The sequence below is a fragment of the Salinicoccus halodurans genome (assembly GCF_900114445.1).
In the GTDB taxonomy this organism is placed as follows: Bacteria; Bacillota; Bacilli; order Staphylococcales; family Salinicoccaceae; genus Salinicoccus; species Salinicoccus halodurans.
In genome coordinates this window covers 246,094-272,495 of the sequence record NZ_FOTB01000001.1, presented here as the reverse complement: position 1 = coordinate 272,495, position 26,402 = coordinate 246,094, and the positions used below count along the sequence as shown (strand labels likewise).

General features: G+C 47.3%; 26 protein-coding genes. 4 read left to right on the top strand and 22 right to left on the bottom strand.

The window, feature by feature from the left end:
* Positions 1–36: 36 nt before the first annotated feature.
* The 7 genes from BM271_RS01345 to BM271_RS01315 form a co-directional block, all read right to left on the bottom strand.
* On the bottom strand, positions 37–1,116 hold the full coding sequence (locus BM271_RS01345) for a DUF4064 domain-containing protein (protein ID WP_046789848.1): 1,080 nt from the start codon (positions 1,114–1,116) through the stop codon (positions 37–39).
* Positions 1,117–1,263: 147 nt separating this feature from the next.
* A complete protein-coding gene (locus tag BM271_RS01340; RefSeq protein WP_046789847.1) occupies positions 1,264–1,542 on the bottom strand; it encodes a UPF0223 family protein in 279 nt (92 codons plus the stop codon).
* A gap of 69 nt (positions 1,543–1,611) precedes the next feature.
* On the bottom strand, positions 1,612–3,018 hold the full coding sequence (lpdA, locus tag BM271_RS01335) for a dihydrolipoyl dehydrogenase (protein WP_046789846.1): 1,407 nt from the start codon (positions 3,016–3,018) through the stop codon (positions 1,612–1,614).
* Between the two features lie 6 nt (positions 3,019–3,024).
* Positions 3,025–4,338 carry a dihydrolipoamide acetyltransferase family protein gene (locus BM271_RS01330; RefSeq protein WP_046789845.1) on the bottom strand — a complete coding sequence of 438 codons (1,314 nt, stop codon included), beginning with the start codon at positions 4,336–4,338 and terminating at the stop codon, positions 3,025–3,027.
* Positions 4,339–4,362: 24 nt separating this feature from the next.
* Positions 4,363–5,340: an alpha-ketoacid dehydrogenase subunit beta gene (locus BM271_RS01325; protein WP_046789844.1), complete on the bottom strand. Its 978-nt coding sequence runs from the start codon at positions 5,338–5,340 to the stop codon at positions 4,363–4,365.
* A gap of 3 nt (positions 5,341–5,343) precedes the next feature.
* A complete protein-coding gene (gene pdhA, locus BM271_RS01320) occupies positions 5,344–6,450 on the bottom strand; it encodes a pyruvate dehydrogenase (acetyl-transferring) E1 component subunit alpha (protein ID WP_046789843.1) in 1,107 nt (368 codons plus the stop codon).
* 169 nt (positions 6,451–6,619) lie between these two features.
* On the bottom strand, positions 6,620–7,246 hold the full coding sequence (locus BM271_RS01315) for a YkyA family protein (RefSeq protein ID WP_046789842.1): 627 nt from the start codon (positions 7,244–7,246) through the stop codon (positions 6,620–6,622).
* Positions 7,247–7,360: 114 nt separating this feature from the next.
* On the opposite strand from BM271_RS01315, the gene def reads away from it, so the two are divergent.
* On the top strand, positions 7,361–7,912 hold the full coding sequence (gene def / locus BM271_RS01310) for a peptide deformylase (protein WP_046789841.1): 552 nt from the start codon (positions 7,361–7,363) through the stop codon (positions 7,910–7,912).
* A 61-nt stretch (positions 7,913–7,973) separates the two neighbouring features.
* On the opposite strand, the gene BM271_RS01305 is transcribed toward def, so the two are convergent.
* Positions 7,974–8,279, bottom strand: a complete 306-nt coding sequence (locus BM271_RS01305; protein WP_234960365.1) for a hypothetical protein — start codon at positions 8,277–8,279, stop codon at positions 7,974–7,976.
* 261 nt (positions 8,280–8,540) lie between these two features.
* On the opposite strand from BM271_RS01305, the gene BM271_RS01300 reads away from it, so the two are divergent.
* Both BM271_RS01300 and rnjA read left to right on the top strand, forming a co-directional pair.
* Positions 8,541–8,756, top strand: a complete 216-nt coding sequence (locus tag BM271_RS01300) for a DNA-dependent RNA polymerase subunit epsilon (protein WP_046789839.1) — start codon at positions 8,541–8,543, stop codon at positions 8,754–8,756.
* Positions 8,756–10,450 (top strand): ribonuclease J1, encoded by a 1,695-nt coding sequence (gene rnjA / locus BM271_RS01295; protein WP_046789838.1) that lies wholly within the window; start codon positions 8,756–8,758, stop codon positions 10,448–10,450. The genes BM271_RS01300 and rnjA overlap by 1 nt, the downstream gene beginning before the upstream one ends.
* Before the next feature lie 71 nt (positions 10,451–10,521).
* Here the strand turns inward: rnjA and BM271_RS01290 are convergent, their stop codons facing one another.
* The 10 genes from BM271_RS01290 to auxA all read right to left on the bottom strand — a co-directional run bounded on the left by BM271_RS01290 (position 10,522) and on the right by auxA (position 21,412).
* A complete protein-coding gene (locus tag BM271_RS01290; protein WP_046789837.1) occupies positions 10,522–11,184 on the bottom strand; it encodes a potassium channel family protein in 663 nt (220 codons plus the stop codon).
* Between the two features lie 39 nt (positions 11,185–11,223).
* Positions 11,224–12,249 carry a cytochrome d ubiquinol oxidase subunit II gene (locus BM271_RS01285; protein WP_046789836.1) on the bottom strand — a complete coding sequence of 342 codons (1,026 nt, stop codon included), beginning with the start codon at positions 12,247–12,249 and terminating at the stop codon, positions 11,224–11,226.
* Positions 12,249–13,601 carry a cytochrome ubiquinol oxidase subunit I gene (locus BM271_RS01280; protein ID WP_046789835.1) on the bottom strand — a complete coding sequence of 451 codons (1,353 nt, stop codon included), beginning with the start codon at positions 13,599–13,601 and terminating at the stop codon, positions 12,249–12,251. Before BM271_RS01280 ends, BM271_RS01285 begins: the two co-directional genes overlap by 1 nt.
* Before the next feature lie 226 nt (positions 13,602–13,827).
* Positions 13,828–15,132, bottom strand: a complete 1,305-nt coding sequence (locus BM271_RS01275; RefSeq protein ID WP_046791457.1) for an MFS transporter — start codon at positions 15,130–15,132, stop codon at positions 13,828–13,830.
* 228 nt (positions 15,133–15,360) lie between these two features.
* Positions 15,361–17,088 (bottom strand): phosphoenolpyruvate--protein phosphotransferase, encoded by a 1,728-nt coding sequence (ptsP, locus tag BM271_RS01270; RefSeq protein WP_046789834.1) that lies wholly within the window; start codon positions 17,086–17,088, stop codon positions 15,361–15,363.
* A complete protein-coding gene (locus tag BM271_RS01265) occupies positions 17,088–17,354 on the bottom strand; it encodes a phosphocarrier protein HPr (RefSeq protein ID WP_046789833.1) in 267 nt (88 codons plus the stop codon). Before BM271_RS01265 ends, ptsP begins: the two co-directional genes overlap by 1 nt.
* Positions 17,355–17,579: 225 nt before the next feature.
* Positions 17,580–18,035 (bottom strand): hypothetical protein, encoded by a 456-nt coding sequence (locus tag BM271_RS01260; RefSeq protein ID WP_046789832.1) that lies wholly within the window; start codon positions 18,033–18,035, stop codon positions 17,580–17,582.
* A gap of 80 nt (positions 18,036–18,115) precedes the next feature.
* Complete coding sequence (locus BM271_RS01255) at positions 18,116–19,288, bottom strand: class I SAM-dependent rRNA methyltransferase (protein WP_046789831.1); 1,173 nt, start codon at positions 19,286–19,288, stop codon at positions 18,116–18,118.
* Positions 19,285–20,190: a formimidoylglutamase gene (hutG, locus tag BM271_RS01250; RefSeq protein WP_046789830.1), complete on the bottom strand. Its 906-nt coding sequence runs from the start codon at positions 20,188–20,190 to the stop codon at positions 19,285–19,287. Before hutG ends, BM271_RS01255 begins: the two co-directional genes overlap by 4 nt.
* Positions 20,168–21,412, bottom strand: coding sequence for a lipoteichoic acid stability factor AuxA (gene auxA, locus BM271_RS01245; RefSeq protein WP_046789829.1), 1,245 nt, complete (start codon positions 21,410–21,412; stop codon positions 20,168–20,170). Before auxA ends, hutG begins: the two co-directional genes overlap by 23 nt.
* A gap of 198 nt (positions 21,413–21,610) precedes the next feature.
* On the opposite strand from auxA, the gene BM271_RS01240 reads away from it, so the two are divergent.
* Entirely contained in the window at positions 21,611–21,793 is a 183-nt protein-coding gene (locus tag BM271_RS01240; protein ID WP_046789828.1) for a hypothetical protein, read from the top strand.
* A 216-nt stretch (positions 21,794–22,009) separates the two neighbouring features.
* Here the strand turns inward: BM271_RS01240 and purD are convergent, their stop codons facing one another.
* From purD to purM, 4 genes are all read right to left on the bottom strand, one after another.
* The gene (purD, locus tag BM271_RS01235) at positions 22,010–23,263 is read right to left on the bottom strand and encodes a phosphoribosylamine--glycine ligase (RefSeq protein WP_046789827.1); all 1,254 of its coding nucleotides are present in this window, start codon (positions 23,261–23,263) and stop codon (positions 22,010–22,012) included.
* 79 nt (positions 23,264–23,342) lie between these two features.
* Positions 23,343–24,821 (bottom strand): bifunctional phosphoribosylaminoimidazolecarboxamide formyltransferase/IMP cyclohydrolase, encoded by a 1,479-nt coding sequence (purH, locus tag BM271_RS01230; protein ID WP_046789826.1) that lies wholly within the window; start codon positions 24,819–24,821, stop codon positions 23,343–23,345.
* The gene (purN, locus tag BM271_RS01225) at positions 24,821–25,390 is read right to left on the bottom strand and encodes a phosphoribosylglycinamide formyltransferase (RefSeq protein WP_046789825.1); all 570 of its coding nucleotides are present in this window, start codon (positions 25,388–25,390) and stop codon (positions 24,821–24,823) included. Before purN ends, purH begins: the two co-directional genes overlap by 1 nt.
* Positions 25,380–26,402, bottom strand: a complete 1,023-nt coding sequence (gene purM, locus BM271_RS01220; protein ID WP_046789824.1) for a phosphoribosylformylglycinamidine cyclo-ligase — start codon at positions 26,400–26,402, stop codon at positions 25,380–25,382. Before purM ends, purN begins: the two co-directional genes overlap by 11 nt.

Below are 26,402 nucleotides of genomic sequence, written 5' to 3'. Positions count from 1 at the left end.
CCTGAATCAGGATCGGGGGTGCTTTTGTCATCACGGTTATTCATCGTTATTGCGACGGTCCAGATTATTCCTTCTCTCACGTGAAGCATCATAATCATATTCATTGTTTCTCATTGAATTACGACGTTTATCATCTGTATCATTCAGAGTTTCACCGTCATCCTCTGAAACTTCATCATTAAAACCGGTTGTTCCGCCGCGTCTTTCGTACTCTTCTTCCGTCACGGGCTCGGTTGTTTCTGCTGAATCGATATTTCCGTCAACATACCTGTCGGAGTCCCCTCTGATGCTGTCATTATCAACATAACGGTCATCCCCGCGTTCAAAACGCTCATCATCGTAAGTGACAATGCCGGAATCAGCATTTCCTTCTTTCCGGGCTCTGTAATCACGCTCAGTTTCGTCATCTATCGCACGATACTGACGGGTCGACTCAAGATCGTTTTCCTCGTAGCTGCGATTCCGGGATTGTGCCGGACGGTCATAAGTCTTCACATCATCTTTGTCCATATCATCGTTCTGTCTTCCGTATGCCGCACCGGCTGTACCGGCAGCAGTGTTTCTGCCCGCTCTGTCATCTTCAGAGCCGCGGAGATCCTCGAGTCTGTCATCCCGTCTTCTCTCTTCTCCGGCAGAGTAGCTGTCGTCATGAGTGATGACACGGTCTTTTCTAACAAAGAGCAGAATAGCTGCAATGACGAAGAAGAGCGGGATAAGACCTGTAATGACGAAAATCACCATCGGAGCCGTCAGAATACCTGCTATGAGCAGCAGGAAACCTGCCAGTATTCTGCGTCTCATCGTGAGAAGTCCGAAGATTCCCAGAATCAGCGGCACTGCGAGGTAAAGTGCAATCATCCATGAACTGTTCAACATACTGAGCATCTGATCAGTCATCTGTTCTGTCGAAACACCGCCTGTATCCATCTGGGACAATGAATTCTGCATCTGCTGTCTGAACGACTCGATGAATGCAGGGTCATTTACCATAACCAGAGCAAAGAATAAAATAAAACCTGTAACCGCGAGCAATGCCAGCCATGCCAGCCAGCCAAAAATCTTTTCGGCTATCCGGCTGACCGGTTCTACTGTTTGTGTGTATTGTTTTTTAGCCATATTCTCCTCCAAAAGTTTATGTCTTTATATAGAATATTACCCTACACAGCATATTTTAATCAAACATACCTATCACGAATGGTGGAATTTTTTCCTCAATATAATATGTAGACACAAACAGGCTGTGAAAGTCACAGCCTGTTTGTGTCATGCTTTTATCATCTGTCCGTCTTCTTCTGTATCTTTCAGCTGTTTTACAGCCTGATACGCTTCCATTCCGCTATTTTGCTTAAACTCTCTGAATAGTGTTTTCTCTTCAGCTTTGGAAGGGACGACTTGTTTGAATCTGTTGTAATTCTCTTTCAGAACCCCGGATGCCACCCCTTTATCAAATGCCATTTCAACTGCTTCAAAAAATTGCACGACATCGATGACTTCTTCTGTTGTCCAGTCGACATCAATCGGGTAATTATATTCTTCAGTCATGGATCAGAGTCACCTCCTGTATGAAAAAAGGCGCCCTGTTTAAGGACGCCTGATTTATAATTTGGATCATTACATAGTGTGGATTGGTTTGCCAAGAACGACGTCTGCCGCTTCCATCGGAATTTCACCGAGTGTCGGATGTGCATGGATTGTCAGAGCGATATCTTCAGCAGTCATGCCTGTTTCAACCGCAAGACCAAGTTCAGCAATTATGTCTGAAGCTCCTGTACCTGCTACCTGTGCACCGAGAAGAAGCCCATCTTCTTTACGGGAAACAAGTTTGACAAAACCTTCAGTTTCGTTAAGACCGAGTGCACGTCCATTTGCTGCGAACGGGAATTTACCTGTCTTAACTTCGAATCCGGCTTCTTTTGCATCTGCTTCATTGTATCCGACAGTCGCCAGTTCCGGTTCAGTGAAACATACAGCAGGGATACCGAGGTAATCCACTTCTGATTTCTCACCAGAGATTGCTTCCGCTGCAACTTTAGCTTCATAGCTTGCTTTGTGAGCAAGCGGGAGACCGGGAACAATGTCACCAATCGCAAAAATGTTATCTACAGAAGTTCTGGATTGCTTGTCCACTTCAACAAGACCTTTGTCACTCATCTTGATCCCGACTTCTTCAAGTCCGAGTTCGTCAGTGTTAGGACGGCGGCCGACTGTAACTAGTACATAGTCCGCTTCGAGTTCTTTCGTTTCGCCTTTGACTTCATAAGTGACTTTGACGCCATTGTCTGTTTCCTCGGCAGATTGTGCCATCGCTTCGGTTTCGATTGTAACGCCTTTTTTCTTAAGGTTCTTTTTGACTACCTGCGTCATCTGTTTTTCGAATCCGCCGAGGATGTCTTTGGTACCTTCCAAAATAGTGACTTCTGTACCGAAGTTGGCATAAGCAGTTCCAAGCTCGGAACCGATATAGCCCCCGCCGATTACAACAAGTTTTTCAGGTTTTTCTTCAAGAGCAAGTGCTCCTGTGGAATCCAGTACACGTTTCCCGAATTTGAATCCTGGGATTTCAATCGGACGTGAACCTGTAGCGATAATTGCATTTTTGAATTCATAAGTCTGGGATTGTTTTTCATCCATGACTTTCATTTTGTTAGAGTCGACGAAATAAGCTTCGCCTTTAACGATTTCCACTTTGTTGCCTTTAAGCAATCCTTCAACGCCGCCAACAAGTTTCTTGACTACGCTCTCTTTGAAAGATTGTACTTTTGAAAAGTCGAGTTTGACGCCCTCAGTCACTACACCCATGTCTTCTGAGTGCTGCGCCTGATGAAAACGGTGTGAAGAGGAAATCATTGCTTTGGATGGAATACATCCAACGTTCAGACATACACCGCCAAGGTCGCCCTTCTCAACGATTGTCACTTTCTGACCGAGCTGTGCAGCACGGATTGCTGCAACATATCCGCCCGGTCCGGCGCCAACTACTATAGTATCAGTTTCAATAGGAAAATCTCCAACTACCATATGCTCTTATCCCTCCATTAGTAATAGTTCTGGGTTGTTAAGCAGACGCTTAACGTGGTTCAATGCATTCTGTGCTGTCATTCCATCAATCTGTCTGTGGTCGTAGCTCATAGAAAGTGCAAGCACTGGTTTCGCAACGATCTCACCATCCACCACCATAGGTTTCTGCTCAATACGGCCGATTCCGAGGATAGCGACTTCCGGCTGGTTGATAACCGGTGTGAACCATTGTCCGCCAGCTGACCCAAGATTGGAAATCGTCATGGATCCGCCCTTCATTTCCTCACCAGACAACTTGCCATCACGCGCTTTGCCGGCAAGCTGGTTGATTTCATCAGAAATTTCGAACATTGATTTCTTGTCCGCTTCTTTAACTACAGGTACAACAAGACCTCTCTCTGTATCGGCAGCAATACCTACATTATAGTAATGTTTCTGAATTACTTCAAATGTTTCATTATCAATTGAAGAGTTCATTTCAGGGAATTTTTTAAGCATAGATACGAGCGCTTTTACGACATACGGAAGGAATGTCAGTTTGACACCCTGCTCTGCAGCCACATCTTTGAATTTCTTCCTGTGGTTCCAAAGTGCTTCAACTTCAACTTCATCCAGGTGTGTAACGTGAGGGGATGTCTGTTTGGAATTGACCATTGCTTTCGCAATCGCTTTTCTCATGCCGCTCATTTTCTCACGGGTTTCCGGATATTGACCTTCAGGCGCTGCCTGTTTTGTCTCTTTGGAAGCAGGTGCTTCAGAAGTCTGCTCTTCAGTTTCAGTGGATTCAGAAGTCTGTCCACCGTCCTGGAATGCTTCGATATCTTCTTTCAGTACACGGCCGTTTTTACCGCTGCCGGACACTTCATTGATATCTACATCATTGTCGCGGGCAAATTTGCGTACAGACGGCATTGCGATAACACGCTCTCCTGAAGTTTCTTTCTTCGCCGTTTCTTTATCTTCGGAAGAATCCTCTTTTGTTTCTTCCTTGGATTCAGATTTCTCTTCAGTTTTTTCTTCTTTCTTGGAGTCATCCGGTTTATCCTTGGATTCGGATGATTCTGACTCACCGCTGTCTTCGGAACCGTCATCGATTGTTACGATCGTTTCCCCGACAGTAGTCACAGTCCCTTCTTCAACATGAAGTTTCTTCACTGTACCGTCAACCGGAGACGGAATTTCTACGACAGCCTTGTCGTTCTGTACTTCTGCGAGTACATCATCTTCTTTGATTTCTTCGCCTTCCGCGATGAACCATTTGACGATTTCACCTTCGTGGATACCTTCTCCGATATCCGGCAGCTTAAATTCAAATGCCATAGTTACTTCCTCCTTTAATGGTGATTAAAAATCCATTACCTGTTTTGCACGTTCTATAATGTCATCCTTGTTTGGAAGCCAGATACTCTCGGCCTGAGTGAAAGGATAGACAGTATCAGGTGCCGTAACACGCATGATAGGTGCCTCTAAGCTCAGGATTGCACGTTCGGACAGTTCTGAAGCAACATTTGCTGCAACTCCCGCCTGGCGCTGCGCTTCCTGAATGACAACCGCACGGTTTGTTTTCTCGACAGATTTAACGAGTGTTTCATAATCAATTGGTGATACAGTTCTGAGATCGATGACTTCAGCTGAGATATCCTCTTCTGCAAGAGCCTCTGCTGCTTTCATCGCTTCCTGTACCATCGCCCCGTATGCGATCAGCGTAATATCGTCGCCTTCCTGCTTGACATTCGCTTTGCCGATTTCCACTGTGTACTCTTCCTCAGGTACATCTTCACGGAATGAACGGTAGAGTTTCATGTGCTCCAGGAATACAACCGGATCATTGGAACGGATTGCTTCGATCAGAAGACCTTTTGCATCCACCGGGTTAGAAGGGATGATCACTTTAAGTCCCGGCGTCTGAGCCATCAGACCTTCGAGTGAATCCGCGTGCAGTTCCGGTGTGTGTACACCGCCGCCGAATGGCGCACGGATTACAATCGGCATCTCTTTTGATGCACCTGAACGTGCTCTGTGACGGGCAATCTGGCCGGCCACACCGTCCATCGCTTCGAAAAGGAAGCCGAAGAACTGTATTTCGACAACCGGACGGTAATCTTCAAGTGTAAGTCCGAGTCCAAGGGAAGTCAGTCCGCTCTCGGCAAGCGGCGTATCGAATACACGGTCTTCACCGAATTCTTTTTGAAGGCCTTCAGTGGCACGGAATACACCACCGTTTACACCGACGTCTTCACCGAAGACGAGGACATTCTCGTCATTTTTCAATTCAGTGGCCATCGCATCAGTGATTGCCTGAATCATTGTCATCTGTGCCATTGATTATTTCGACTCCTTTTCTTTGTATACTTCATACTGCTCTTTCAAATTGGCAGGCATTTCGTCATACATATTTTCCATGAGCTGCGTGACAGTCTGTTTTTCAGTGCCGTCCGCTTCTTTGATCGCAGCTTTAACATCTTCTTTGGCTTTTTCCATCACTTCGTTCTCTTTCTCTTCACTCCACAGGCCTTTTTCTTCAAGGAACTTGCGGAAACGGACGAGCGGGTCTTTTTTCTCCCAGTCAGAATCCTCGTCTGAAGTTCTGTAGCGGGTCGGGTCGTCGCCTGCCATCGTGTGCGGCCCGTAACGGTAGCACAATGTTTCGATTACAGTCGGTCCTTCGCCGGCAACAGCACGGTCACGTGCATCTTTAGTCACTTTGTAGACTGCGAGCGGATCCATGCCGTCTACAAGAACGCCCGGCACACCTGAAGCCACTGCTTTTTGAGCAAGTGTTTTTGCAGCGGTCTGCAGTTCACGCGGCGTGGAGATTGCATAGTTGTTGTTCTGGATTACGAAGATTGCAGGTGCAGCATAGGCACTTGCAAAGTTGATTCCTTCATAGAAGTCACCCTGGGAAGTACCGCCGTCACCTGTATAAGTGATCGCCACAGCATCTTTTTCACGTTTCTTGATGCCCAATGCAACACCTGCAGTCTGTACATACTGTGCGCCGATGATGATCTGCGGGCTGAGTGCATTCACGCCTTCAGGGAACTGGTTTCCTTTGAAGTGTCCTCTTGAGAAAAGGAAGGCCTGAGTCAATGGAAGACCGTGCCATATGAGCTGCGGCACATCACGGTAGCCCGGAAGGATGTAGTCTCCTTTTTCCAGTGCATACTGACTCGCCAATTGTGAAGCTTCCTGCCCTGCAGTCGGTGCATAGAAACCGAGGCGTCCCTGACGGTTCAGGGAAATTGAACGCTGGTCAAGTACACGCGTCCATACCATCCGTTCCATCATTTCAACAAGATCTTCATCAGACAAGTCCGGCATTTCCTGTTCGTTGACAATTTTGCCGTCCATATCTAAAATCTGGAACATTTCAAACTTACTTTCGATCTCTTGCAAAACTTTTACAGGATCGAATTTTTTCTTCGGTGCCATAAACTGTTCACCATACCTTTCAAATTTTCATTGATTAACTATATTTTATCATATGCTGTTATATTAGTAAAATAAACGGGACTATAACAGATCCTCTGAAACGTTGGTTTGAAAGGGTTCTCTGTACTATAACAGTAAAATCTGTTGTATAATACAGCGCTTCCATTCTCTATCCCTGTATCACATCTTCAATCTCTTTTTTGATTTCATTCACTTTTTCAGTCTCTTCTCCAAAAGCAGCGGCATTCTCTTCGACCTGCTGGTATTCCTCACTCAGACTGTTCAGCCGTTCATCCACCTCATCCTGGGATACGTCCTCCTCTCCAAGATATTCAAAAATTTCTCTTTCGCTCTCGAGGACAGCTTTATAACTGCCGATCATATCCCCGTGAGCCTTGTACCTTACATCCATCGCTTCCACCAGGGATTCTGCTTTTTCCCTGTTGGACCCATTGGATATTTCTTCTATATACTGCCTGGACGTTTCCATGCGGCTTCTGCTGTCCCCCATCACTGCAACTTCTGCATCCAGCTGCTCAATGCGGGCATCGGTGTTTTCCACGAGCTGAGCGCTGATCTCAGGAAGCTCTTCCCTTGATGCATTTTCCAGAGACTCCTGCAGTTCACCTTTCTCACTCTCCAGGGAATCGAACTCCTCGGAAACTGTCTCAATCTCCTTTTCCACTTCAACGGTCTTTTGAAACGCATTATAAAAATCCAGAAGCTCGTCTTCATCAGATGAACATCCGGCTGTCACCATCATTGCCAGTACCAGACCCGCAATCATTTTTTTCATACTCCAACCTCCAAAAGTCATATTTCGATAAATATTATAGTTTGAGAATATCACAATCCCTCGTATATTATAGTATAATAAATAAATGTATTTATGAAACAGGAGGGTTTTATCATGCTCACGACAAAAGATATCATCCGCGATCCGGATCCGATGCTGCGGAAGAAAGTTGCGGAGATAAAGGAAATAGACAAAGAAACAGTCGATCAGCTCAAGGAGATGCGGGAATATCTCGTGAACTCCCAAAACGAGGAGACGGCTGAAAAATACGGCCTCAGGCCCGGGGTCGGACTGGCGGCTCCGCAGATCGGTCTGGATAAAAGAATGCTCGCGGTATATATAGAGGATGGGGAAGGGGATATTGACCATGACTTCATGCTGATCAATCCGAAAGTGAAAAGTCATTCTGTGACAGAAACCTACCTTCCGGGAGGCGAAGGATGCCTGAGTGTCGATGAAGATATCGCCGGGCTGGTACACCGCTATCAGAGGATTAAAGTGAATGCCGTCGACATTGAAGGCAACCCGGTTGAAATCAAGGCGAAAGGCATGCTTGCCGTCGTCCTGCAGCACGAACTTGATCATCTTGACGGTATCATGTTCTATGACCGCATCGATGAAGATATGCCGATGGAACCTAAAATCGGTGCGCGTCCGGTTGAATGACCGTTCCCCCGCCAGCTTCGGCTGGCTTTTTTCATTTCCTGACAAAAAAACGACGGGTTCATTACATGAACTCGTCGCGCCTTTGTTTAAATGGGATATTCCTGTCGTACAATTCTTTCTTCAAGGCTTCAAAAGTTTCCTCGTCCATAAGTTCCGGATCATGGTTATGGCGCTGTTTATGCACATCCTCATCCCCTGCCGGCTCTTCGTAGATAAAATTCATGACGACAATATCAGGATGTACATTGAACTCCAGCCTTACCATGTTCCGATCCTGTCTTTCACGCTCCAAAAGGATTGTTTCAATAATCCGCTTTTCTTTCATATTCGATCCCTCCACTTTCTTCTTATTATAAAGTCTTTGCATGTCATACGTCTATAATGTAAAATAAACTTAAGCTGAATGAGGGATGTGGTCTGTATGCTTAGACGTTTACGTAAGAAGCTGAAGCAGAAGCTTAGACGCATTCTCGGTAGAAAAGGGTTGCTGAACAACGAATATATGAAGGGGGACAAATAAGCCCCTTCCTTTATTGTGCTGTCTAAAGCAGCACACATTTTTTTATTGTAAGCATTTCAACAATCATTTTTAAAATACTATACAGATATATGAAGGAGTTAATGACAAATGGCAGTTTTTAAAGTATTTTTCCAGGAAACACTGGATACAAGAATCATTCGTGAGGATACACACACACGTTATTTTGAAGCAGAGTCTGAAACACAGGTCAGACGCGCTCTGAAAGACGAAAGCTACAACATCGAATTCGTACAGGAATTGAGTCCCGAACACCTGGAGTACGAAAAAGAGAACAACACAGATTTCAACGTGGAGAACGTCTGATGGGACTTGAAAAAGGTGAAGTAGGTGTATTCGCCCTCGGGGGACTCGGGGAAATCGGAAAAAACACTTACTGCATTGAATATAAAGATGAAATCATAGTGATTGACGCCGGGATCAAATTCCCGGACGACGAGCAGCTCGGCATCGATTACGTCATCCCGGACTACACATACCTGAAAGAGAATCAGGAGCGCATCAGTGCGCTGATCATTACACACGGTCACGAGGATCACATCGGCGGGATTCCATTTTTACTGAAAGAAATCAATGTGCCGATCTATTCCGGACCGCTTGCACTCGGGCTGATCCGCAACAAACTGGAGGAACACCATCTCCTGAGGACCGCGGAACTCAACCCTATTGAAGAGGATACGGTGCTGAAATTCAAACACATGTCTGTTGAATTCTACCTTACGACCCATTCCATTCCGGAAGCCTACGGTGTCGTGGTAAAGACACCTGAAGGCAATATTGTTCACACAGGGGATTTCAAATTCGATTTCACACCTGTCGGTGAGCCGGCAAACATTGCCAAGATGGCTCAGCTTGGTGAAGAAGGCGTCCTGTGCCTTCTCTCCGACTCTACAAATGCGACAGTACCGAATTTCACAATCAGTGAAAAAGCAGTCGGACAGAATGTAGAGGATATTTTCAGGAAATGTGCCGGAAGGATCATCTTCGCAACATTCGCATCCAACATCTACCGTGTTCAGCAGGCAATCGATGCAGCCGTGAAGTTTGATCGCAAGATCTGCATATTCGGCCGCAGCATGGAAAACAATATCCGCATCGGTACGGAGCTCGGCTACATCAAAGCACCGCCGGAAACATTCATTGAACCGAAGATGATAAACAAGGTCGAAAAGCATAAAGTGATGATACTGTGTACAGGTTCCCAGGGCGAGCCGATGGCTGCGCTCTCCAGGATCGCGAACGGCACACACCGCCAGATCAGTATCATACCGGATGATACTGTCGTCTTCAGTTCATCACCGATTCCCGGTAATACGCTCAGCGTAAACCGTACAATCAACGCATTGTATAAAGCCGGGGCGGATGTGATTCACGGTAAACTTTCCAACATCCATACTTCAGGACACGGTTCGCAGGAAGAGCAGAAACTCATGCTGAGGCTCATAAGACCGAAGTACTTCATGCCGATCCACGGCGAATACCGCATGCTCCATCTTCATAAAGAGCTTGCCGTCAACACAGGGATGGATCCTGAGAACATCTTCCTGATGGAAATCGGTGACGTCCTTGCACTTAAAAGCGACAGTGCACGACTTTCGCAGCGCGTACAGGCAGGCACTGTATTCGTCGACGGCATCGGCATTGGCGACATCGGTAATATCGTGCTTCGTGACAGAAAAGATCTGTCTGAAGAAGGACTCGCAATCGTCGTTGTCTCCATCGACTTTAAAACAGGCGAACTGCTGAGCGGACCGGATATCATTTCACGTGGTTTCGTCTATATGAGGGAATCCTACGGACTGATCCGCAGCGCTGAAAAGAAAATCAAAGGCGATGTGATCAATCTTCTCAATACTAAAGATGATGCACAGTGGTATCACGTGAAGCAGCTCATAATCGAAGAGCTCAGCAATCATCTCTACAGAAAGACACGCAGAAGACCTATGATCCTTCCAATGATCATGAGAGTCGATCAGGAAACAGGCGCAGCACAAAAATAAAATGATAAAAAACATCCCCCGGGCTTCACCATCTGGTGCATCCGGGGGATGTTTTCGTTCTGTCCGCTCAATTATTCTTTATTCAATAATTTTTCAAACTTGTTCAGGTCGTCATCGGTACCGATGACGATGAGTACGTCGGTCTCCTTGATATTGACCGTCGGATCAGGACTGACGATGATGTCCGATCCCCGCTTGATTGCAATCACGCTCACACCGTACTCCGCCCTGATATCCAGGTCCAGGAGCGTCTGCTCCGCGAGTTTTTCTGTGGCATATATTTCGACGATGGAATGTTCATCGGAGAGTTCCAGATAATCCAATACAGAGGAGGACACGAGCCGGTGGGCAATACGCCGGCCCATATCCCGTTCCGGATGTACCACGACGTCCGCGCCAATCTTATCAAGCACTCGTGCATGATAATCGCTCTGGGCTTTTACCGTCACTTTTTTTACACCAAGATCCTTCAGCAGCAATGTCGTCAGGATGCTCGACTGGATGTTATCCCCGATTGCAACGATGACATTGTCGAAATTGCGCAATCCGAGATTCTTGAGCACTGTTTCGTCTGTGGTGTTTCCGATGACGGACTGCGTCGCAATATCGGCAAACTCATTCACACGTTCCTCGTCTATGTCTATGGCCAGGACGTCAGTTTCCATCTCTCTCAGTTCTTTGACAATGCTGCCGCCGAAGCGGCCCAGACCGATTACTGCAAATTCTTTATTCATCGTTCATTTCCCCTTCATCAATCAGAAAATTAATTCAGCCTAATATTTACTATTGTCTTTACCCTGCACATAATCCTTATCGAACAGGAACAGCCTGAGCAGCAGCCCGAGGCTTGGTATGAGCATGAACAGTCCGAGTACGAACACAACCGTCAAAGCCAGCGCCATTGCATCGTTGACAACAGACGTATTGATCTCGACATAAGGATACAGGATGTACGGCATCTTACTTATGCCGTATCCGAAAAATGCAAAACCGTACTGCATCATGATCATGATGAACGCCAGCCCGTAGTTGATGCGCCTCCAGACCAGATACACTGCGATTCCCATGAAGAGGAGACTCAACCCGAATAAATACCAGACGTTCTGCGCATTCGTGAAGTGTTCGTAGTTGTGGTCACGGAGCCCCAGGAACACGAACTGGGTAATGACCAGCATCGGCAGCGTCCAAATCAAAAACCAGCGGCGTGTCAGCTCTGTCGCCTCTTTCGCCCGGGCCCGGTTGGCATAGAAAGTCAGGAAGGCACTGGATACGTAAAGCACCGTAATGATAGCCAGGAAAACGACCGACCAGGAATAGGTGCTGAACAGCAGCTCCTCCAGGTTCAGCTGGATGCCGCTGTCGTCCTGGATGATATATCCTCCTTCTGAAATGACGAGCGCGACCGACAGTGACGCCGGAATGAGCAGTCCAGTCACACCGTAAAGGAAGGCCCATGACATTTTAGATTCTTTATTATATGAGTTGAATGCGTAGTAGCTTCCCCGGATGGAGAGCAGGATCAGCGCGATGCTTGCCGGAATCAGGAGCGCTGTCCCGTAATAGTACGCCGTGTCCGGATAGAAACCGACAATTCCGACGAAGAAGAAGACGAAAAAGACGTTCGTCACTTCCCAGACCGGATTAAGATAGCGCCCGATGATCGGACTGATGATATTATCTGTTCCGGTCACCTTGCTGTAGAAGTTGAAGAATCCCGCCCCGAAGTCGATCGAGGCAATGATGATATAACCGTAGAGGAACGTCCAGAGCACTGTGATACCTATAATTTCGTAGCTCATTACAGCTGACCTCCTTTATAACGCTCACCATACAGGTCAAAGCGGTCCTGCTGTGCACTTTTTCCTTTGAACATCCTCAGAAGCACGTAGCTGCATGTAAAGCCGAGCAGCGCATAGAGGATGACGAATGCAACCAGTGTGACACCCAGACCGTCTGCATTGGTGACGGCTTCGGAAACCCTCATGTAACCTCTCAATATCCACGGCTGGCGGCCCATTTCTGCAAGGAACCACCCTGCCTCGATGGCTGCCATCGTGAGCGGCCCGGTCAATACATAGGCATACAGCAGAGCTGGATGGTGTTCGTCCAGTCTCGTGAATTTCGCTATGAAGTAAAGAATTGAAATCCCGAGTGCATAGAAGCCGAAGAATACCATGATATCAAAGAAGTAGTGGATCACCAGAGGCGGATGTTCATCTTCCGGTATATCGTTCAGCCCCGTCACTTCCGTATCGAAGGAACTGCCTGCCAGGAAACTCAGGAAGCTTGGGATTCTGAGTTCATATTTAACTTCCTGGTTCTCCTCATCGAGCATGCCGAACAGTATCAGATCTGCATTATCTTCAGTCTCGAAGTGCCATTCGAGTGCAGCGAGTTTTTCCGGCTGATGTTCATGAAGGAATTTAGCAGACAGGTCCCCTGCAAGCGCCGTCATGGAAGCCGCAATAAGACCGACGACCATCATCACTTTCAGACCTTTTTTGTGATACTCCCGGTCCTCATTGAATTTGGAACGGAGCAGTTTGAATGCCCCGATAGATGCGATCAGGAATATTGCTGTTGTATATGCAGTCGCCACAACGTGGAACACCCTCACCCAGGTTGACGGGTTGAACATCGCGGCGAGTGGATCGATGTTGATCAGTTCGCCGTCCACCATATCAAATCCTGCGGGTGTGTTCATGAATGAGTTCACTGTCGTAATGAACACTGCGGATAAAGACGACCCGATGACAATCGGGATATTTAAAAGCCAGTGGTGCCACGGGTTTTTAAAACGGTCCCATGTATACAGGAAAATCCCCAGGAAAATCGCTTCAAAGAAGAATGCGAATGTTTCCATAAACAGCGGCAGAGCAATAATCTGTCCGCCAAGCCTCATGAAATCAGGCCATATGAGCGAGAGCTGCAGACCAATGATCGTACCGGTCACTACCCCCACTGCCACAGTTACCGTATAACCTTTTGCGATACGGCGTGCCATGGTCAGGTAATCAGTGTCTTTCTTCCTGATTCCTAAAAATTCGAGCACCATGAAGACGATTGGCATACCGACTCCAATAGTTGCAAATATGATATGGAATCCAAGCGTTGTCGCTGTCAGTACACGGCCAAGTATAACGTCATCCATCAAGATCACCTCTTTAATAACTTACCCCTAATTATAGACTGTAAGCCGCTCCAATGATAATAAGAACTATGCATTTTCCATGACAATTTTGTGAAATTATTATCAAATTGATTTTTGGATGATCCTGCATGATAAAACTCCTGTCTCCATACTGTGATGTGCCATTAAAATTGAATTTGGATTTCAATTTTGAGGGTGCATATCATACACAGAAGAGAGCAGCATTTTATTGCCGGACCGCTTCAGGCGGTTCCTCTTTCACTTTCATATGGAAAAAGATCCCGATCAGTATCATGACGATCAGACTTGTAATCGCGATTCTTGATGCGATGGTTCCATAATCCGCAAGCAGTAAAGTGATCGAGCCATAGACGAAGGGACCAATGATTGCACTCATCTTTGCACTGAATGCAAACAGACCGAAAAATTGTCCTTCCCTGCCGGGCGGCGCAAGTTCGATGATCATCGTGCGGCTGACCACCCAGGTGGACCCCATCGCAATGCCGAAGAGGCATGCGGCAATCCAGAATGTCCACATCGGCAGCGGTACCGCTGCAATCACAATCGCGACTGCCAGCAGAATGGCAATGGAAAGGAATGTCTTTTTAGAACCGATCGTCCGATTGATGAAACTGAAGACGATGGCGCCGATGATACTGAATGCAGTCGCGACCATGAAAATGACAAGGAAAGCACCCGCTTCAAAACCGACGACTGTCGTCGCATACGGCTGCATCATCGCAATCGCGGTCGCCAGTGCATCATTGACGAAAAAGTATGCAATCATAAAGAAGAAAATTGACGGGTACTGCCGTGCCTCTTTGAATGTACGGTAAATATCCCTGTACCCCTTTATAAAAGGCTGCTTTGGTTTCGGAGGCACACGCCGGTCTTTATTGATAAAGAAGATCGGCAGTGCAAAAATCAGGAAAAGAATTCCGGACAGCCAGAACGTGTGATGCGTCGGCGCATCGCCGATTAGCAGAATCACGGAAAAGATGCCGAATAGCGTTCCCAGATAACCGAGTGCCACACCAAAACCGGAAATGAGCGGAATCTCCCTTCTGTTGCCGAGACCGGACAGCATACCATCATAGAAAACATTCCCCGAACTGAAACAGAACTTCGCAAAAACGAATAAAATGATCGTCAGGATCAAGCCGTTCGGCAGACCGAGCCAGGTTTCGGAGTCCGTGCCGCCGAAGATTCCCATCATGATCGTTGCCGCAACGCACATGAGGGTAAACACCATCACATATTTTTTACGCCTGCCCGTCCGGTCCATCGTCACCCCGTACAGCGGGGAAAATAAGATGAGGAGCATTGCGGACACCGCATTCGCATAAGCGATAATTGTTGATGCAATCTGTTCCAGACGCGGATCAGTCCCCACCATCTCCGTTATGTATTGAGGAAAAAACAACGTCACTATGTTCGCACTGAAAATCGTATTCGCAAAATCAAACAACGACCATGCCAAAATCGGCAGCGTAAGATACAGCTGGATTGGGCTGCGAGACTGCTCTTTCACACCGGCCACCCACTTTTTTCTTCATTATATCAGATTGGCGTTTGAGCGTATGCATTAGTCCTTTCTTATCTTTAAATCAAAATCAGCGACAGGAGTTGTAGATTTTTTTCGGAGCAAGAAGCGGCTCACATCAATTCAGCCGAAAAGATAATGCGGACCCAGATAAACTTCAATCAAAAATCTCCCGTACCAAAAGGTGCGGGAGACTCTCAATAAATCATATATTCTCTATGCTCTGTTTGTATACTCTTCCACAAGAGCGAGCACTTCTTCTGTTTCTGCACAATCCACTGCTGACAATGCAAGTTTTTCCATGTCTGTTTTCTTCAGACCGGAAATCTGCTTGCGGGCTTTGAGGACAGAGGATGCACTCATGGAGAATTCATCCAGGCCGAGGCCGAGCAGTAACGGAATGGCTTTTTCGTCTCCTGCCATTTCCCCGCACATGCCTGCCCATTTGCCTTCTTTGTGTGCCGCATTGATCACGAGTTGGATCAGACGCAGAAGTGCCGGGTGGTACGGCTGATACAGGTAGCTGACTGCTTCGTTCATGCGGTCGGCTGCCATTGTATATTGAATCAGGTCGTTTGTACCGATGGAGAAGAAGTCTACAACTTTCGCAAACTGGTCTGCAATAATCGCAGCGGAAGGAATCTCGATCATGATTCCAACTTCGATATCTTCTTTTACATCTGTGCCTTTTTCAACCAATTTTTCCTTTTCATCAATAAGCAATGCTTTTGCACGGTTGAACTCATCGATTGTCGCAATCATCGGGAACATGATTTTCAGATTGCCATGTGCACTCGCACGGAGCAGTGCTCTGAGCTGTGTTCTGAATAATTCTTCATTATCCAGTGTCATGCGTACTGCACGGAATCCGAGGAACGGATTCATTTCCTTAGGCAGATCCAGATAAGGCAGTTCTTTGTCTCCGCCTACGTCGAGTGTGCGGACAACAACGGGTTTACCGTCCATGCCTTCAAGCACTTTTTTATAGGCTTCGTACTGTTCTTCCTCACTTGGTATCTCATTTCTGCCCATGTACAGGAATTCTGTACGGTACAGTCCTATACCTTCTGCACCATTGGAAGTGACACCTTCAAGATCATCCGGTGTACCGATATTGGCCGCAAGTTCAACTTCAATTCCGTCCATTGATTTGGATGGTTCATCGACAAGTTTTTGAAGTTCAGCTTTTTCTTCTTCTACTTTAGCCGCCTTCTCTTCGTAGGCCTTGATTTCTTTATCAGATGGTTCCACGATGACATCGCCTGCGCTGCCGTCCACGATAATCTGATCGCCCACTTTGACAACTTCCGTGATTTCCTTTGTGCCCACTACAGCAGGAATCTCGAGGGAACGGGACATGATTGCCGAATGCGATGTGCGTCCGCCGATGTTCGTTACGAACCCTTTGACGAATTTCTTATCCAGCTGCGCCGTATCGGATGGCGTAAGGTCTTCAGCCACGATGACGACCGGCTTGTCGATATTGCTTGGATCCGGCAGTTCTTTGCCGAGGATATGTGCAAGGACGCGTTTGGATACGTCTTTGATATCCGCTGCCCTTTCCTTCATGTACTCATTATCCATACCTTCGAAAATCGCTACAAACTGGTCTCTCGTATCCACGAGTGACTGCGCTGCACTTTTTTTATCGTTGCGGATGCCGTCTTCGATCGGCCCCAGGAACTCAGGATCGTCCAGAACAAGCAGGTGCGCGTCAAATATCGCAGCATGCTCCGGTCCGACAGCTTCCTCTGCATGATTCCTTATTTTTGTAATTTCAACTTTGGATTGGTTGAAAGCACCTTTGAAGTTTTCCACTTCCCGGTCTTCCTGGCCTTCTTCGACGGAAGTTTGACCGATCGTAAGATCCGGTTCCTCAAGTGAATATGCCGCAGCGATTGCTACGCCATCACTTGCTCCAATCCCTTTGAGAATTTTAGACATTATTCAGTCAGTCCTTCTTTAGAAAGAGTTTCAGTAATTGCTTCCAGCGCTTCTTCTTCGTCTTTTCCTTCAGCATATACAGTCACTTCAGAATCTTTTCCAACGCCCAGTGACATTACACCCATGATGGATTTCAAGTTCACTTTTTTAGCATTGTACTCCAATTGAATGTCAGAATCGAATTTAGATGCTGTCTGCACCAATATAGTCGCCGGTCTAGCGTGAATTCCTGTTTCGTCTGTAATTAGATAAGATTTTTGTTCCATTATGCCAGTCTCCTTTTGCTTACTTATAATTTAATTTAGGTTGTTCATGATTGTTAAACATGATTACCTACATTCTACCACGTTTCATTCTGATATTGCCAATATACCACTAACATTGCATGTGTAAACTTTACAATTTGTGTCCCTGGCGGGACACATTTTGACTCATGCCATTTATATCATATTAAATAATAAAAGACACCCCTCTAAAGAGTGCCTTCGTATTTAAGCCAGTGTCTGCTGTCTCGCCGCGGCAGCACACTTTTCGACATGATCATTCCCAAGCTTTTTCATCATCATATAGCTGACGACGGCGCCGACCGCCTGACCTATGATAGGTACAAATTTGAACATTCTTCTGCCCGAACCTTTGACGATCCGCTTCACCAGGAACTTCGTTGTCTGGCGTCCGACGAACTCACTGCCCATGCTGGTAGCCATGACCGCCGCCCGGTTCTTCATATCATCCGATGTATCACTTACCTGCTTGTGATCCAGTTCGAAAACCTCTTCTATTTCACCTGTAATGTCATTCATCAGTTTCATATCGGTGCCGATATCAAGGAAAGGAATCGGCAGCGCAGCGGCAATGGAAGAAAATCTCGCTTTCCTTTTCACCAATTCGCGCGCCTCTTTTTCACGTTCTGATATCTGTTCTGTTGTCAGCGGGTATGCACTCATGAACAAAACTCCTTCTTTTTCAAATTCTTATTACATGTGTATATATACCCGCGTCCATATTAATGTTAAACCTGCGGGGTTCAGTCGACCGTCACGCTCACGACTTTCAGATACTTCCCTTTTTTATATCCTTTGACCGTCACAAAGTCTTTGGGCAGTCCTTTTACATCTTCGAGAGTATATGAATATCCTGCTTTTTCCAGAGTATTGCCGATCTGCTTTTTGAACTGGTTCAAAGTGAACGATTCCAGATTCTGGCTCAGGATCAGCGTTCCGCCCCGGTTCAGCACTTTGACCGCTTCCAGTATGAGTTTCGGGTAATCACGGTCCACCTTGAACACCTTTTTCTTATAGCGTGAGAAGCTCGGCGGATCGATCAGTATCGAATCATAAGCATGATTATTCCTTGCGGCATATTTCAGAAATTCGGATGTTTCCATAATATAGATCTTATGGGCTTCGACCGGCAGACTATTATTGTTGAAGTTGTCTGTGATGAGTTCCTTCGTCCGGTTCGCAAGATCCACGCTGGTCGTCGACATGCCGCCGATCGCCGCAGAAATCGAGAATGTACCGCTGTATGCAAAAAGGTTCAGGAATGTGTGAGCACCTTTCGCATTTTTCATCAGGGCCCTGCGCGTTTCCCTCTGATCCAGAAACAGCCGAGTCATCGGACCATCATCCAGATGGACCGAAAAACGCTGCCCCGACTCCAGCACCGTGATCGGGAATTCCACATTGCCGCTCACTCGGCGGTTTTCTATCTTCATCCGACCGTCCGCACTGAACCGGGTCTGCTCTGTAACGGAGTCCGGTTTTAATTGGACCATCAATTCCTTGATGATCAGATCTCTGATTTTGTATATGCCCCGGCTGTAAAATGTCACGAGCAGATGGTTGTCGTAATAATCGACGGCGAGCCCGCCGAGGCCGTCTCCGATTTCGTTGAACAGGCGGAATGCATTTGTGTCCTCCTGGTTGAATAAAGGCGTGCGTTCCTCTATGGCTGCTGCTATTTTCCCGGCTACGAATTCACGGTCGATGGCTTCCTCTTTATCTGAAAGGATCCAGCCGATCGTCTTCTGTTCGAAACTGATCATGGCGATGCCGATCAGTGTGCCGAAATGATCGGTCACCCTTACTATTTCTCCATCTTTTAAAAATGTATCGTCACTCAGATCATCCCGTTCGATGTTGAGCTGCCCATTGGCATATGCTCTTTCCTGGCCGCGCTTCAGCTGGACTGTATTCATCTGAAAGTCTCCTTTTCTATCATGAACCGGTGGAACAGGCTTGCCGCGAGGCCGCTTGTCCGGTCGTCTATATCGAGTCTTGGTGCTACTTCACTTATATCGAAACTGACGATATTTGGAAGTTTGGCGAGGCTTGCGATCATGCTGTGGATCTCTGATGCTGTAAATCCGTTTGGTGACGGTGCACTTGTTCCCGGGGCTGTCCCCTGCTGAATGGAGTCCATGCACAGTGTGGCGAACACGACATCATATTCGTCCAGAGTTCCAAGCGTCTCTTCAAATATGCCGGTATTTCTCACGTCTTCCATCAATGCGTACTTCACACCGAAAGCGTCGGCAGTGTCGAATAAAGTTTTCGTATTCCCCGCGGGCTGGATGCCGAACACGAAATAGTCGATGTTCTTATCTTCAGACAGAATCTGGTGGAACATCGTACCCGAAGACGGTGCTTCGTCACGGATGTCGAAGTGTGCATCCAGATTCACGACTGCGATTTTCTGATCCGGATATTTTCTGCGCACCCCGAGATAGTGTCCATACAGTGTTTCATGACCGCCGCCGATGATCAGCGGGAACTGGCCATGGTCGAACACTTTACCGACCTCCTCTCCGAGGGCCGCCTGCCCCCCTTCGAGGTCCTGGTCGCCGATGACGCTGCCGTAATCATAGACCGTATCTGTATAAGGGAGGGAAGCCATCTTTTCACGGACTTTGAACGGCCCTTCTTTGGCACCCAGCCGGCCTTTGTTGCGGTGGACACCTTCTTCGGAAGAGAATCCGATGAACACAGGTTTCCCGGATTCGGCATGTTCCGACCATGGTTTTACGACTTGATGGAACCGTTCTGCTTTATTTTCATCATCGATACGGCCCGAATAATCATGCTGCTTTATTTTTTTCATTATTTTTACCTCCTTCGAATTCCTTGAATATGCTGATCAGGAGCAATGGTGTCGAAACCAGTACAAGCAATATGTTGAATGGCAGGATGAAGAGCGAGAGCTCGACATCCTTGAACAATGTGATGAAGAGACTTGTCGTCAGTTTCAGCCACAGCAGTGTAATGATGATCATCTGGCGGTGATAGAATTTATTCTGTGTCATGTTGAAAAAAGTAAAGAACAGATAGGCGACCGCAAGGGCGAGCGCCAGGAACAAGTTCACCCACTCATAAATATACTTCATCTGGGAGATCCTGAAATATCCTTCGGTAAATACACCGTGACGGTTGTTGAACTCTATCAGAATGAAAAACAGAACGATCGTACCCAGAAGCAGTTCGACGTAGTTTGCTTTCAGCCAGGATGGAAATTCGACTTCCAAAAATCTTTTTGTCTTTTCAAGCAGTCTGTTCCGGAAATCATAGAGCCTGCCGGAGAATCCGAAATACTGGTTCGGATCCAGTTTCTGGTGTTTACTTTTGCGGGATAATGCCGCATTCTCCTCTTTCCTCGGTTTCTTCAGCAGGTTTTTCGACTTAGACAGGAAGACACCCACTCCGAGCGCGAGCAGTGACAGCACCCAGATTATAGTGAAGAATGTATTGATCGCCAGTACATCAGTCGGTGTCGTCGCTGTTTCGATATTGGAATACACTGCATTCTGTGTGAAGAAATAGGCGATTCCGTATACGAAAAGGATGATCATATAATGTTCTTTCCTGTGCGCGGGATCCAGATACTCATTGAATATGTTATAGAGCATATGCACTATGAACGCCAGCAGGTAGAGCAGTGCGAACCAGCCGTATACCTGATGCATCAATACTGTCGTTATGATGAACAGGAAGAAGGACAGGCCTATGAAGAAGAAGGACAGCCCGGTGTCAAATTCCGTTGTCCGCCGGATCATCTGTGAAATCTTCAGCATGAGCACTCCGAAAAGCACAATCAGAATGCCGGCGATAATCGGAAACTCGCCGATCAGAATGCTCAGGACAGTCGTCCCTTCTAAAAAGAATGCAGTGATCAGATCAAAGACCGTCTCAATCTGGGAATCATCCACATCCGGAGCTTCGCCGCGGATGTGCCCCGTGTTGAATAATACGAATATACCAAGCACAACAAAGAATATACCTAATAATATACTGATATAGACTTCGCTCTGCTGTTTGAGCTTTTTCATTCAGTTTCACCTCAATCCATTCCCATTATAGAGGATTATCCCCCACAATGCATTGAATCATAACACACGTATACAGAAAAATATTCCGATGGATGATAATTCATGTTTATCCTATAAAAGCACTGGGTATCTATCTAATAACACAGATAAGAAATAATATTATATGATATCGAATCTCAATTAGGAGTGATGATACAGATGAGTTTCAAAGATAAAAAAGATGAGCTGAAAGACGCCGCTGAAGAGGCGCGCGAAGAGGAAAATCCGGCTGAAGAGCTGGAAAAGAATGAAGACAGGAAAGTGCCCAAAGGCAAGGATATCGAAAGTGACAAAGAGGGCACGGACAAAACCGAAGAGGAAATCCAGGATTCATTCGAGTAATCAATCACTAAAAATCAGAAGTACTACCAGGTATTCAGACCTTTGTTTTTGCAGGACGCAGGTTGATTTACAGGCAGGTTGAATTTGCAGAAGTTTGAATGGCAAGAGGCAGTTTAAATGGTTTAAAAAGGTCGCTGTGAATACCTGTTTAATAAGCAATACCCCGGACGCATTTCATCCGGGGTATTTTTGGCTTCAAGTTGAATTTAAAAGGCTCTACAGTGCACGGTGGGCGATATCTTTCCTGAAGAACAGATCGCCGTCTTCATACTTCACCTGCGCCACGTTTTCGTACACCGATTTTACCGCCTGATCCACAGATTCACCGTGTCCGGTCACGAGCAGCACCCGGCCGCCGGAAGTGACGAAGCGGCCATCCATGTCCTGGCCCAGCCCGCTGATGTAGCAATTGTCGCGGACACTTTCGAATTCTACATATTTTTCTTTTTCATATGCTTTCGGATATCCGGTGCTTGCGAGCATCACACCGACCATGCAGCCGGGTTTAAAACTAAGTTCGAACGGTTCTTTCCGGTGGACTTTTTCGATTACGTCGGCGAAATCGTCATCCATCATCGACAGCAGAATCTGGGCTTCCGGATCACCGAACCTCGCATTGAATTCTATTACTTTGACGCCGTCGGCGGTCACCATCGCACCCAGATAAAGAATGCCGAAATAATCGAGGCCTTCCTCCACCATTCCACGTGCCACAGGCTTGATGATTTTCTCAATGGCTTCTGTACGGTGGGATTCACCGATATGACTGACCGGCGCATAGGCACCCATGCCGCCTGTATTGGGACCGGTGTCCCCGTCGAAGGCACGTTTATGGTCCTGGGCGATCATTTCGAATGAATGGGTGTACTCGCCATTGACCAGTACCATCAGGGAGAACTCTTCCCCTTCCAGATATTCCTCGATGACGATCTGGGCATCATCCGTTCCCCCAGCCGTCAATTCATCGAGACCGGCCAGGGCTTCATCCATGTCCGTTGCAACGACGACACCTTTCCCGGCTGCCAGGCCATCTTTTTTCAGGACGATCGGAGCGCCCTGTTCTTCGATGTATTTATATGCTTCATCATAATCATTGAATTTGGCAAACTTTGCCGTCGGTATGTCATATTTCTCCATCAGCTCTTTAGTGAATGCTTTGGAGGATTCCATCTGCGCTTCTTTTTTTCTTGGACCGAACACTTTGATCCCATGTTCATCTTCCAGGTAATCCACGATGCCTTCGGTAAGAGGGGCTTCCGGTCCAACGACCACCCACTCCACTTCATTTTCAAGACAGACGCCGGCAATGGCCTCAAAATCTTTCTCTGATACGCCGTGAATCACTTCTGCAACATCCGACATCCCCGCGTTACCAGGTATCGCAAAGATCCTGTCCACTTTCTCAGACTCTGCAAATTTTCTTACTAAAGCGTGTTCGCGGCCTCCGCCGCCGATCACCGCTATATTCATAAATCTGCTCCTTTCAGTATGAGAGCGGACGCACCGTCAGGCCGTCCGCCCTGCTCTCTATACTGCTCCTGCTTTTACTCTAGTGTTTGAAGTGACGCATTCCTGTAACGACCATTGCCATATCATTTTCATCACAGTAATCGATGGATTCCTGATCCCGTTTTGATCCGCCCGGCTGGATGATGGATTTTATTCCGTGTTCGTGTGCCAGCTGCACCGTATCCGGCATCGGGAAGAAACCGTCACTTGCCATGACGACATTGTCCCCCAGTTCAAGCGCGCGGTCGATGGCAATCTTAAGTGCCCCGACTCGGTTCATCTGCCCGGCACCGATGCCCACAGTCTGCTTATCGTTCGCAAGAACGATCGCGTTGCTCTTGACGTGTTTTGCCACTTCCCAGGCAAGCGCCATCGCTTTCATCTGGTCACGTGTCGGCTGGGCTTTTGTGACGACCTTGATCTCATCTTCTTTGAGCGACCCGGTATCCCGGGACTGCACAAGATAGCCGCCGGAGACGCTGACAAACTCTTCAGCGTGTTCATCCTCATGGAAATCAACTTCGAGCAGGCGGAGATTCTTCTTCTGTGTCAGAACCTCAAGTGCCGCTTCATCAAAGTCAGGTGCGATGATCACTTCGAGGAAAATTCCATGGAGCTGTTCCGCGGTCTCTTTATCCACTGTCTTATTCAGGGCAACGATGCCGCCGAAGATGGACTGGGAATCCGCTTCATGCGCATTTTTGAACGCTTCCGCAATCGTGTCGCCCGTCCCCACTCCGCACGGATTCATATGCTTGACCGCTATCGCTGCCGGCATATCGAATTTTTTTGCGAGCGCAAATGCCGCATCCGCATCGCGCAGATTATTGTAGGACAGTGCTTTGCCGTGGAGGACATCCGCATTCAGGATTGTATTGTGCTTTTCAGTCGTACGCACAAGACGCGCAGACTGATGCGGATTTTCACCATAGCGCAATGCTTCTTCCGCCTGGCTGAAATGATTCACAATCGCCTGGTCGTAATCATTCGTGTGACTGAACACTTTGATCATCAGACCCCGCCGGTATGTAATGTCCAGTGTATCCTCCTCTATCTTCTGAATCACTTCACCATAGTCTTCCGGATCCACGATGGTCGTCACATGCTTGAAGTTTTTCGCGGCGGCGCGCAGCATAGTCGGCCCGCCGATATCGATATTTTCGACCGCTTCATTTTCTGTGACACCATCCTTTTTCACCGTCTCCTTAAAAGGATAGAGATTTACGGCAACGAGATCGATCGTTTCGATGCCGTTCTTTTTAAGGTCTTCCATATGTTCCGGGTTGTCACGGTCGGCAAGGATCCCGCCATGTACAGCCGGGTGCAGTGTCTTGACACGCCCGTCCATGATTTCATCAAAACCTGTCAGTTCGTTGACACCTTTAACTTCCACGCCGAATGATTCAATGGCCGCAAGTGTACCCCCTGTCGAATAGATTTCGTAGTCGTTGCGCACAAGTCCGCGGACGAATGGTTCAAGACTGCTTTTATCAGAAACACTGATCAATGCTTTTTTCATCATTCCACACCTTCAATCACTTTTTTTAACGCTTTTGGATAAAGCTCATATTCCAATCTGTGGATTTTCGTTTCCAACATTTCAAGTGTATCATTTTCACCAATGATAATCGGCTCCTGGGCAATTATTTCACCCGTATCTATACCCGCATCCACAAAGTGGATCGTCACGCCTGTCACTTTCACACCATAATTGAATGCATCTTCAATGCCGTTCCTGCCTTTGAATGAAGGGAGCAGAGAAGGATGCAGGTTGATGATGTGATGCTCGAATGCATGGATGAAGTTACGTGAGAGTATCCGCATGTAGCCTGCAAGCAGTACATATTCCACTTCATATTCATATAAAATTTCAAGTATCGCTTGCTCGTGCGCCATTTTGGAATCAAATTTACGGCGTTCAAAAGCATGCGCGGGAATACCAAATTTCTCTGCCCTTTTGACTGCATAGGCATCACTGTGATCGGTGATCAGTACTTGGACAGCGATGCCGATCTCATCTGAATGATCCACGAGATTCTCAAAATTCGAGCCGCCGCCGGATGCGAGTACCGCCACTTTAACGGCCATGGATCCGGAGCCCGCTTTCTTCCGTCACCGTACCGATGACTTCCGGTGCTTCCCCCGCATCCTCGAGTGCACGGACAGCAGCCTCCACGTCAGCCTCATCGACAGCGATTATAAAACCGATACCCATATTAAAGACATTATATGCTTCCTGCGGGTCAATATTCCCCAGTTCCATAAGCCATGAGATGATCCGCGGAACTTCAATGCCGCCAGCTTCAATATCAGCTCCGAGGTGATCAGGGAGTGTACGCGGGATATTCTCTATGAACCCCCCGCCCGTAATATGGCTCATCGCTTTGACATCCACTTTTTCCATCAGTGACCGGACACTTTTCACATAAATCCGTGTCGGTTCAAGCAGCTGGTCGATGATCGGACGGCCGTCGAGATCTTTATTCACATCAACCGCATTATCGAGGAGCAGTTTCCTTACCAGGCTGTAGCCGTTGGAATGGATGCCGCTTGAGGGCAGACCGATGATCCTGTCACCCGCTTTGACATCCGACCCGTCGATATATGCGGTCTTTTCGACTGCACCGACGGCAAATCCGGCAATGTCATATTCACCCTTGCCGTACATTTCGCCCATCTCGGCGGTCTCCCCGCCAATCAGTGCACAGCCGGCCTGGACACAGCCTTCCGACACACCGTCGACAATGCCCGCAACCATTTCCGGAATCACTTTATTGACGGCGATATAATCCAGAAAGTAAAGGGGTTCTGCACCGGTCGTCAGAATATCATTCACACACATCGCGACGGCATCGATGCCGATCGTATTATGGCGGTTGTGGTCAATCGCAAGTTTCAGCTTTGTGCCCACACCGTCCGTCCCTGAAACGAGGACCGGTGCCTTCATATTGAGACCCGACAGATCAAATGCCGCCCCGAAGCCTCCAAGACCTCCGATGACTTCTTTACGCATCGTGCGTTTTACGTGGGTTTCCATTCTATCGACTGCTTCATAGCCGGCTTCGATATCGACGCCGGCCTTCTTATATTGTTCTGACAT

Coding starts and splice junctions, on each gene's coding strand:
- BM271_RS01325 (WP_046789844.1), bottom strand. CDS start 5,340: ATGGCACAGATGACAATGATTCAGGCAATCACTGATGCGATGGCCACT.
- rnjA (WP_046789838.1), top strand. CDS start 8,756: ATGGGACTTGAAAAAGGTGAAGTAGGTGTATTCGCCCTCGGGGGACTC.
- ptsP (WP_046789834.1), bottom strand. CDS start 17,088: ATGTCTAAAATTCTCAAAGGGATTGGAGCAAGTGATGGCGTAGCAATC.
- BM271_RS01255 (WP_046789831.1), bottom strand. CDS start 19,288: ATGAATACAGTCCAGCTGAAGCGCGGCCAGGAAAGAGCATATGCCAAT.
- BM271_RS01280 (WP_046789835.1), bottom strand. CDS start 13,601: ATGGATGACGTTATACTTGGCCGTGTACTGACAGCGACAACGCTTGGA.
- lpdA (WP_046789846.1), bottom strand. CDS start 3,018: ATGGTAGTTGGAGATTTTCCTATTGAAACTGATACTATAGTAGTTGGC.
- BM271_RS01330 (WP_046789845.1), bottom strand. CDS start 4,338: ATGGCATTTGAATTTAAGCTGCCGGATATCGGAGAAGGTATCCACGAA.
- purD (WP_046789827.1), bottom strand. CDS start 23,263: ATGAATATAGCGGTGATCGGCGGCGGAGGCCGCGAACACGCTTTAGTA.
- BM271_RS01240 (WP_046789828.1), top strand. CDS start 21,611: ATGAGTTTCAAAGATAAAAAAGATGAGCTGAAAGACGCCGCTGAAGAG.
- BM271_RS01285 (WP_046789836.1), bottom strand. CDS start 12,249: ATGAGCTACGAAATTATAGGTATCACAGTGCTCTGGACGTTCCTCTAC.
- auxA (WP_046789829.1), bottom strand. CDS start 21,412: ATGAAAAAGCTCAAACAGCAGAGCGAAGTCTATATCAGTATATTATTA.
- BM271_RS01315 (WP_046789842.1), bottom strand. CDS start 7,246: ATGAAAAAAATGATTGCGGGTCTGGTACTGGCAATGATGGTGACAGCC.
- def (WP_046789841.1), top strand. CDS start 7,361: ATGCTCACGACAAAAGATATCATCCGCGATCCGGATCCGATGCTGCGG.
- BM271_RS01305 (WP_234960365.1), bottom strand. CDS start 8,279: ATGCAAAGACTTTATAATAAGAAGAAAGTGGAGGGATCGAATATGAAA.
- hutG (WP_046789830.1), bottom strand. CDS start 20,190: ATGAAAAAAATAAAGCAGCATGATTATTCGGGCCGTATCGATGATGAA.
- purM (WP_046789824.1), bottom strand. CDS start 26,402: ATGTCAGAACAATATAAGAAGGCCGGCGTCGATATCGAAGCCGGCTAT.
- purH (WP_046789826.1), bottom strand. CDS start 24,821: ATGAAAAAAGCATTGATCAGTGTTTCTGATAAAAGCAGTCTTGAACCA.
- BM271_RS01300 (WP_046789839.1), top strand. CDS start 8,541: ATGGCAGTTTTTAAAGTATTTTTCCAGGAAACACTGGATACAAGAATC.
- purN (WP_046789825.1), bottom strand. CDS start 25,390: ATGGCCGTTAAAGTGGCGGTACTCGCATCCGGCGGCGGCTCGAATTTT.
- BM271_RS01345 (WP_046789848.1), bottom strand. CDS start 1,116: ATGGCTAAAAAACAATACACACAAACAGTAGAACCGGTCAGCCGGATA.
- pdhA (WP_046789843.1), bottom strand. CDS start 6,450: ATGGCACCGAAGAAAAAATTCGATCCTGTAAAAGTTTTGCAAGAGATC.
- BM271_RS01265 (WP_046789833.1), bottom strand. CDS start 17,354: ATGGAACAAAAATCTTATCTAATTACAGACGAAACAGGAATTCACGCT.
- BM271_RS01340 (WP_046789847.1), bottom strand. CDS start 1,542: ATGACTGAAGAATATAATTACCCGATTGATGTCGACTGGACAACAGAA.
- BM271_RS01260 (WP_046789832.1), bottom strand. CDS start 18,035: ATGAGTGCATACCCGCTGACAACAGAACAGATATCAGAACGTGAAAAA.
- BM271_RS01290 (WP_046789837.1), bottom strand. CDS start 11,184: ATGAATAAAGAATTTGCAGTAATCGGTCTGGGCCGCTTCGGCGGCAGC.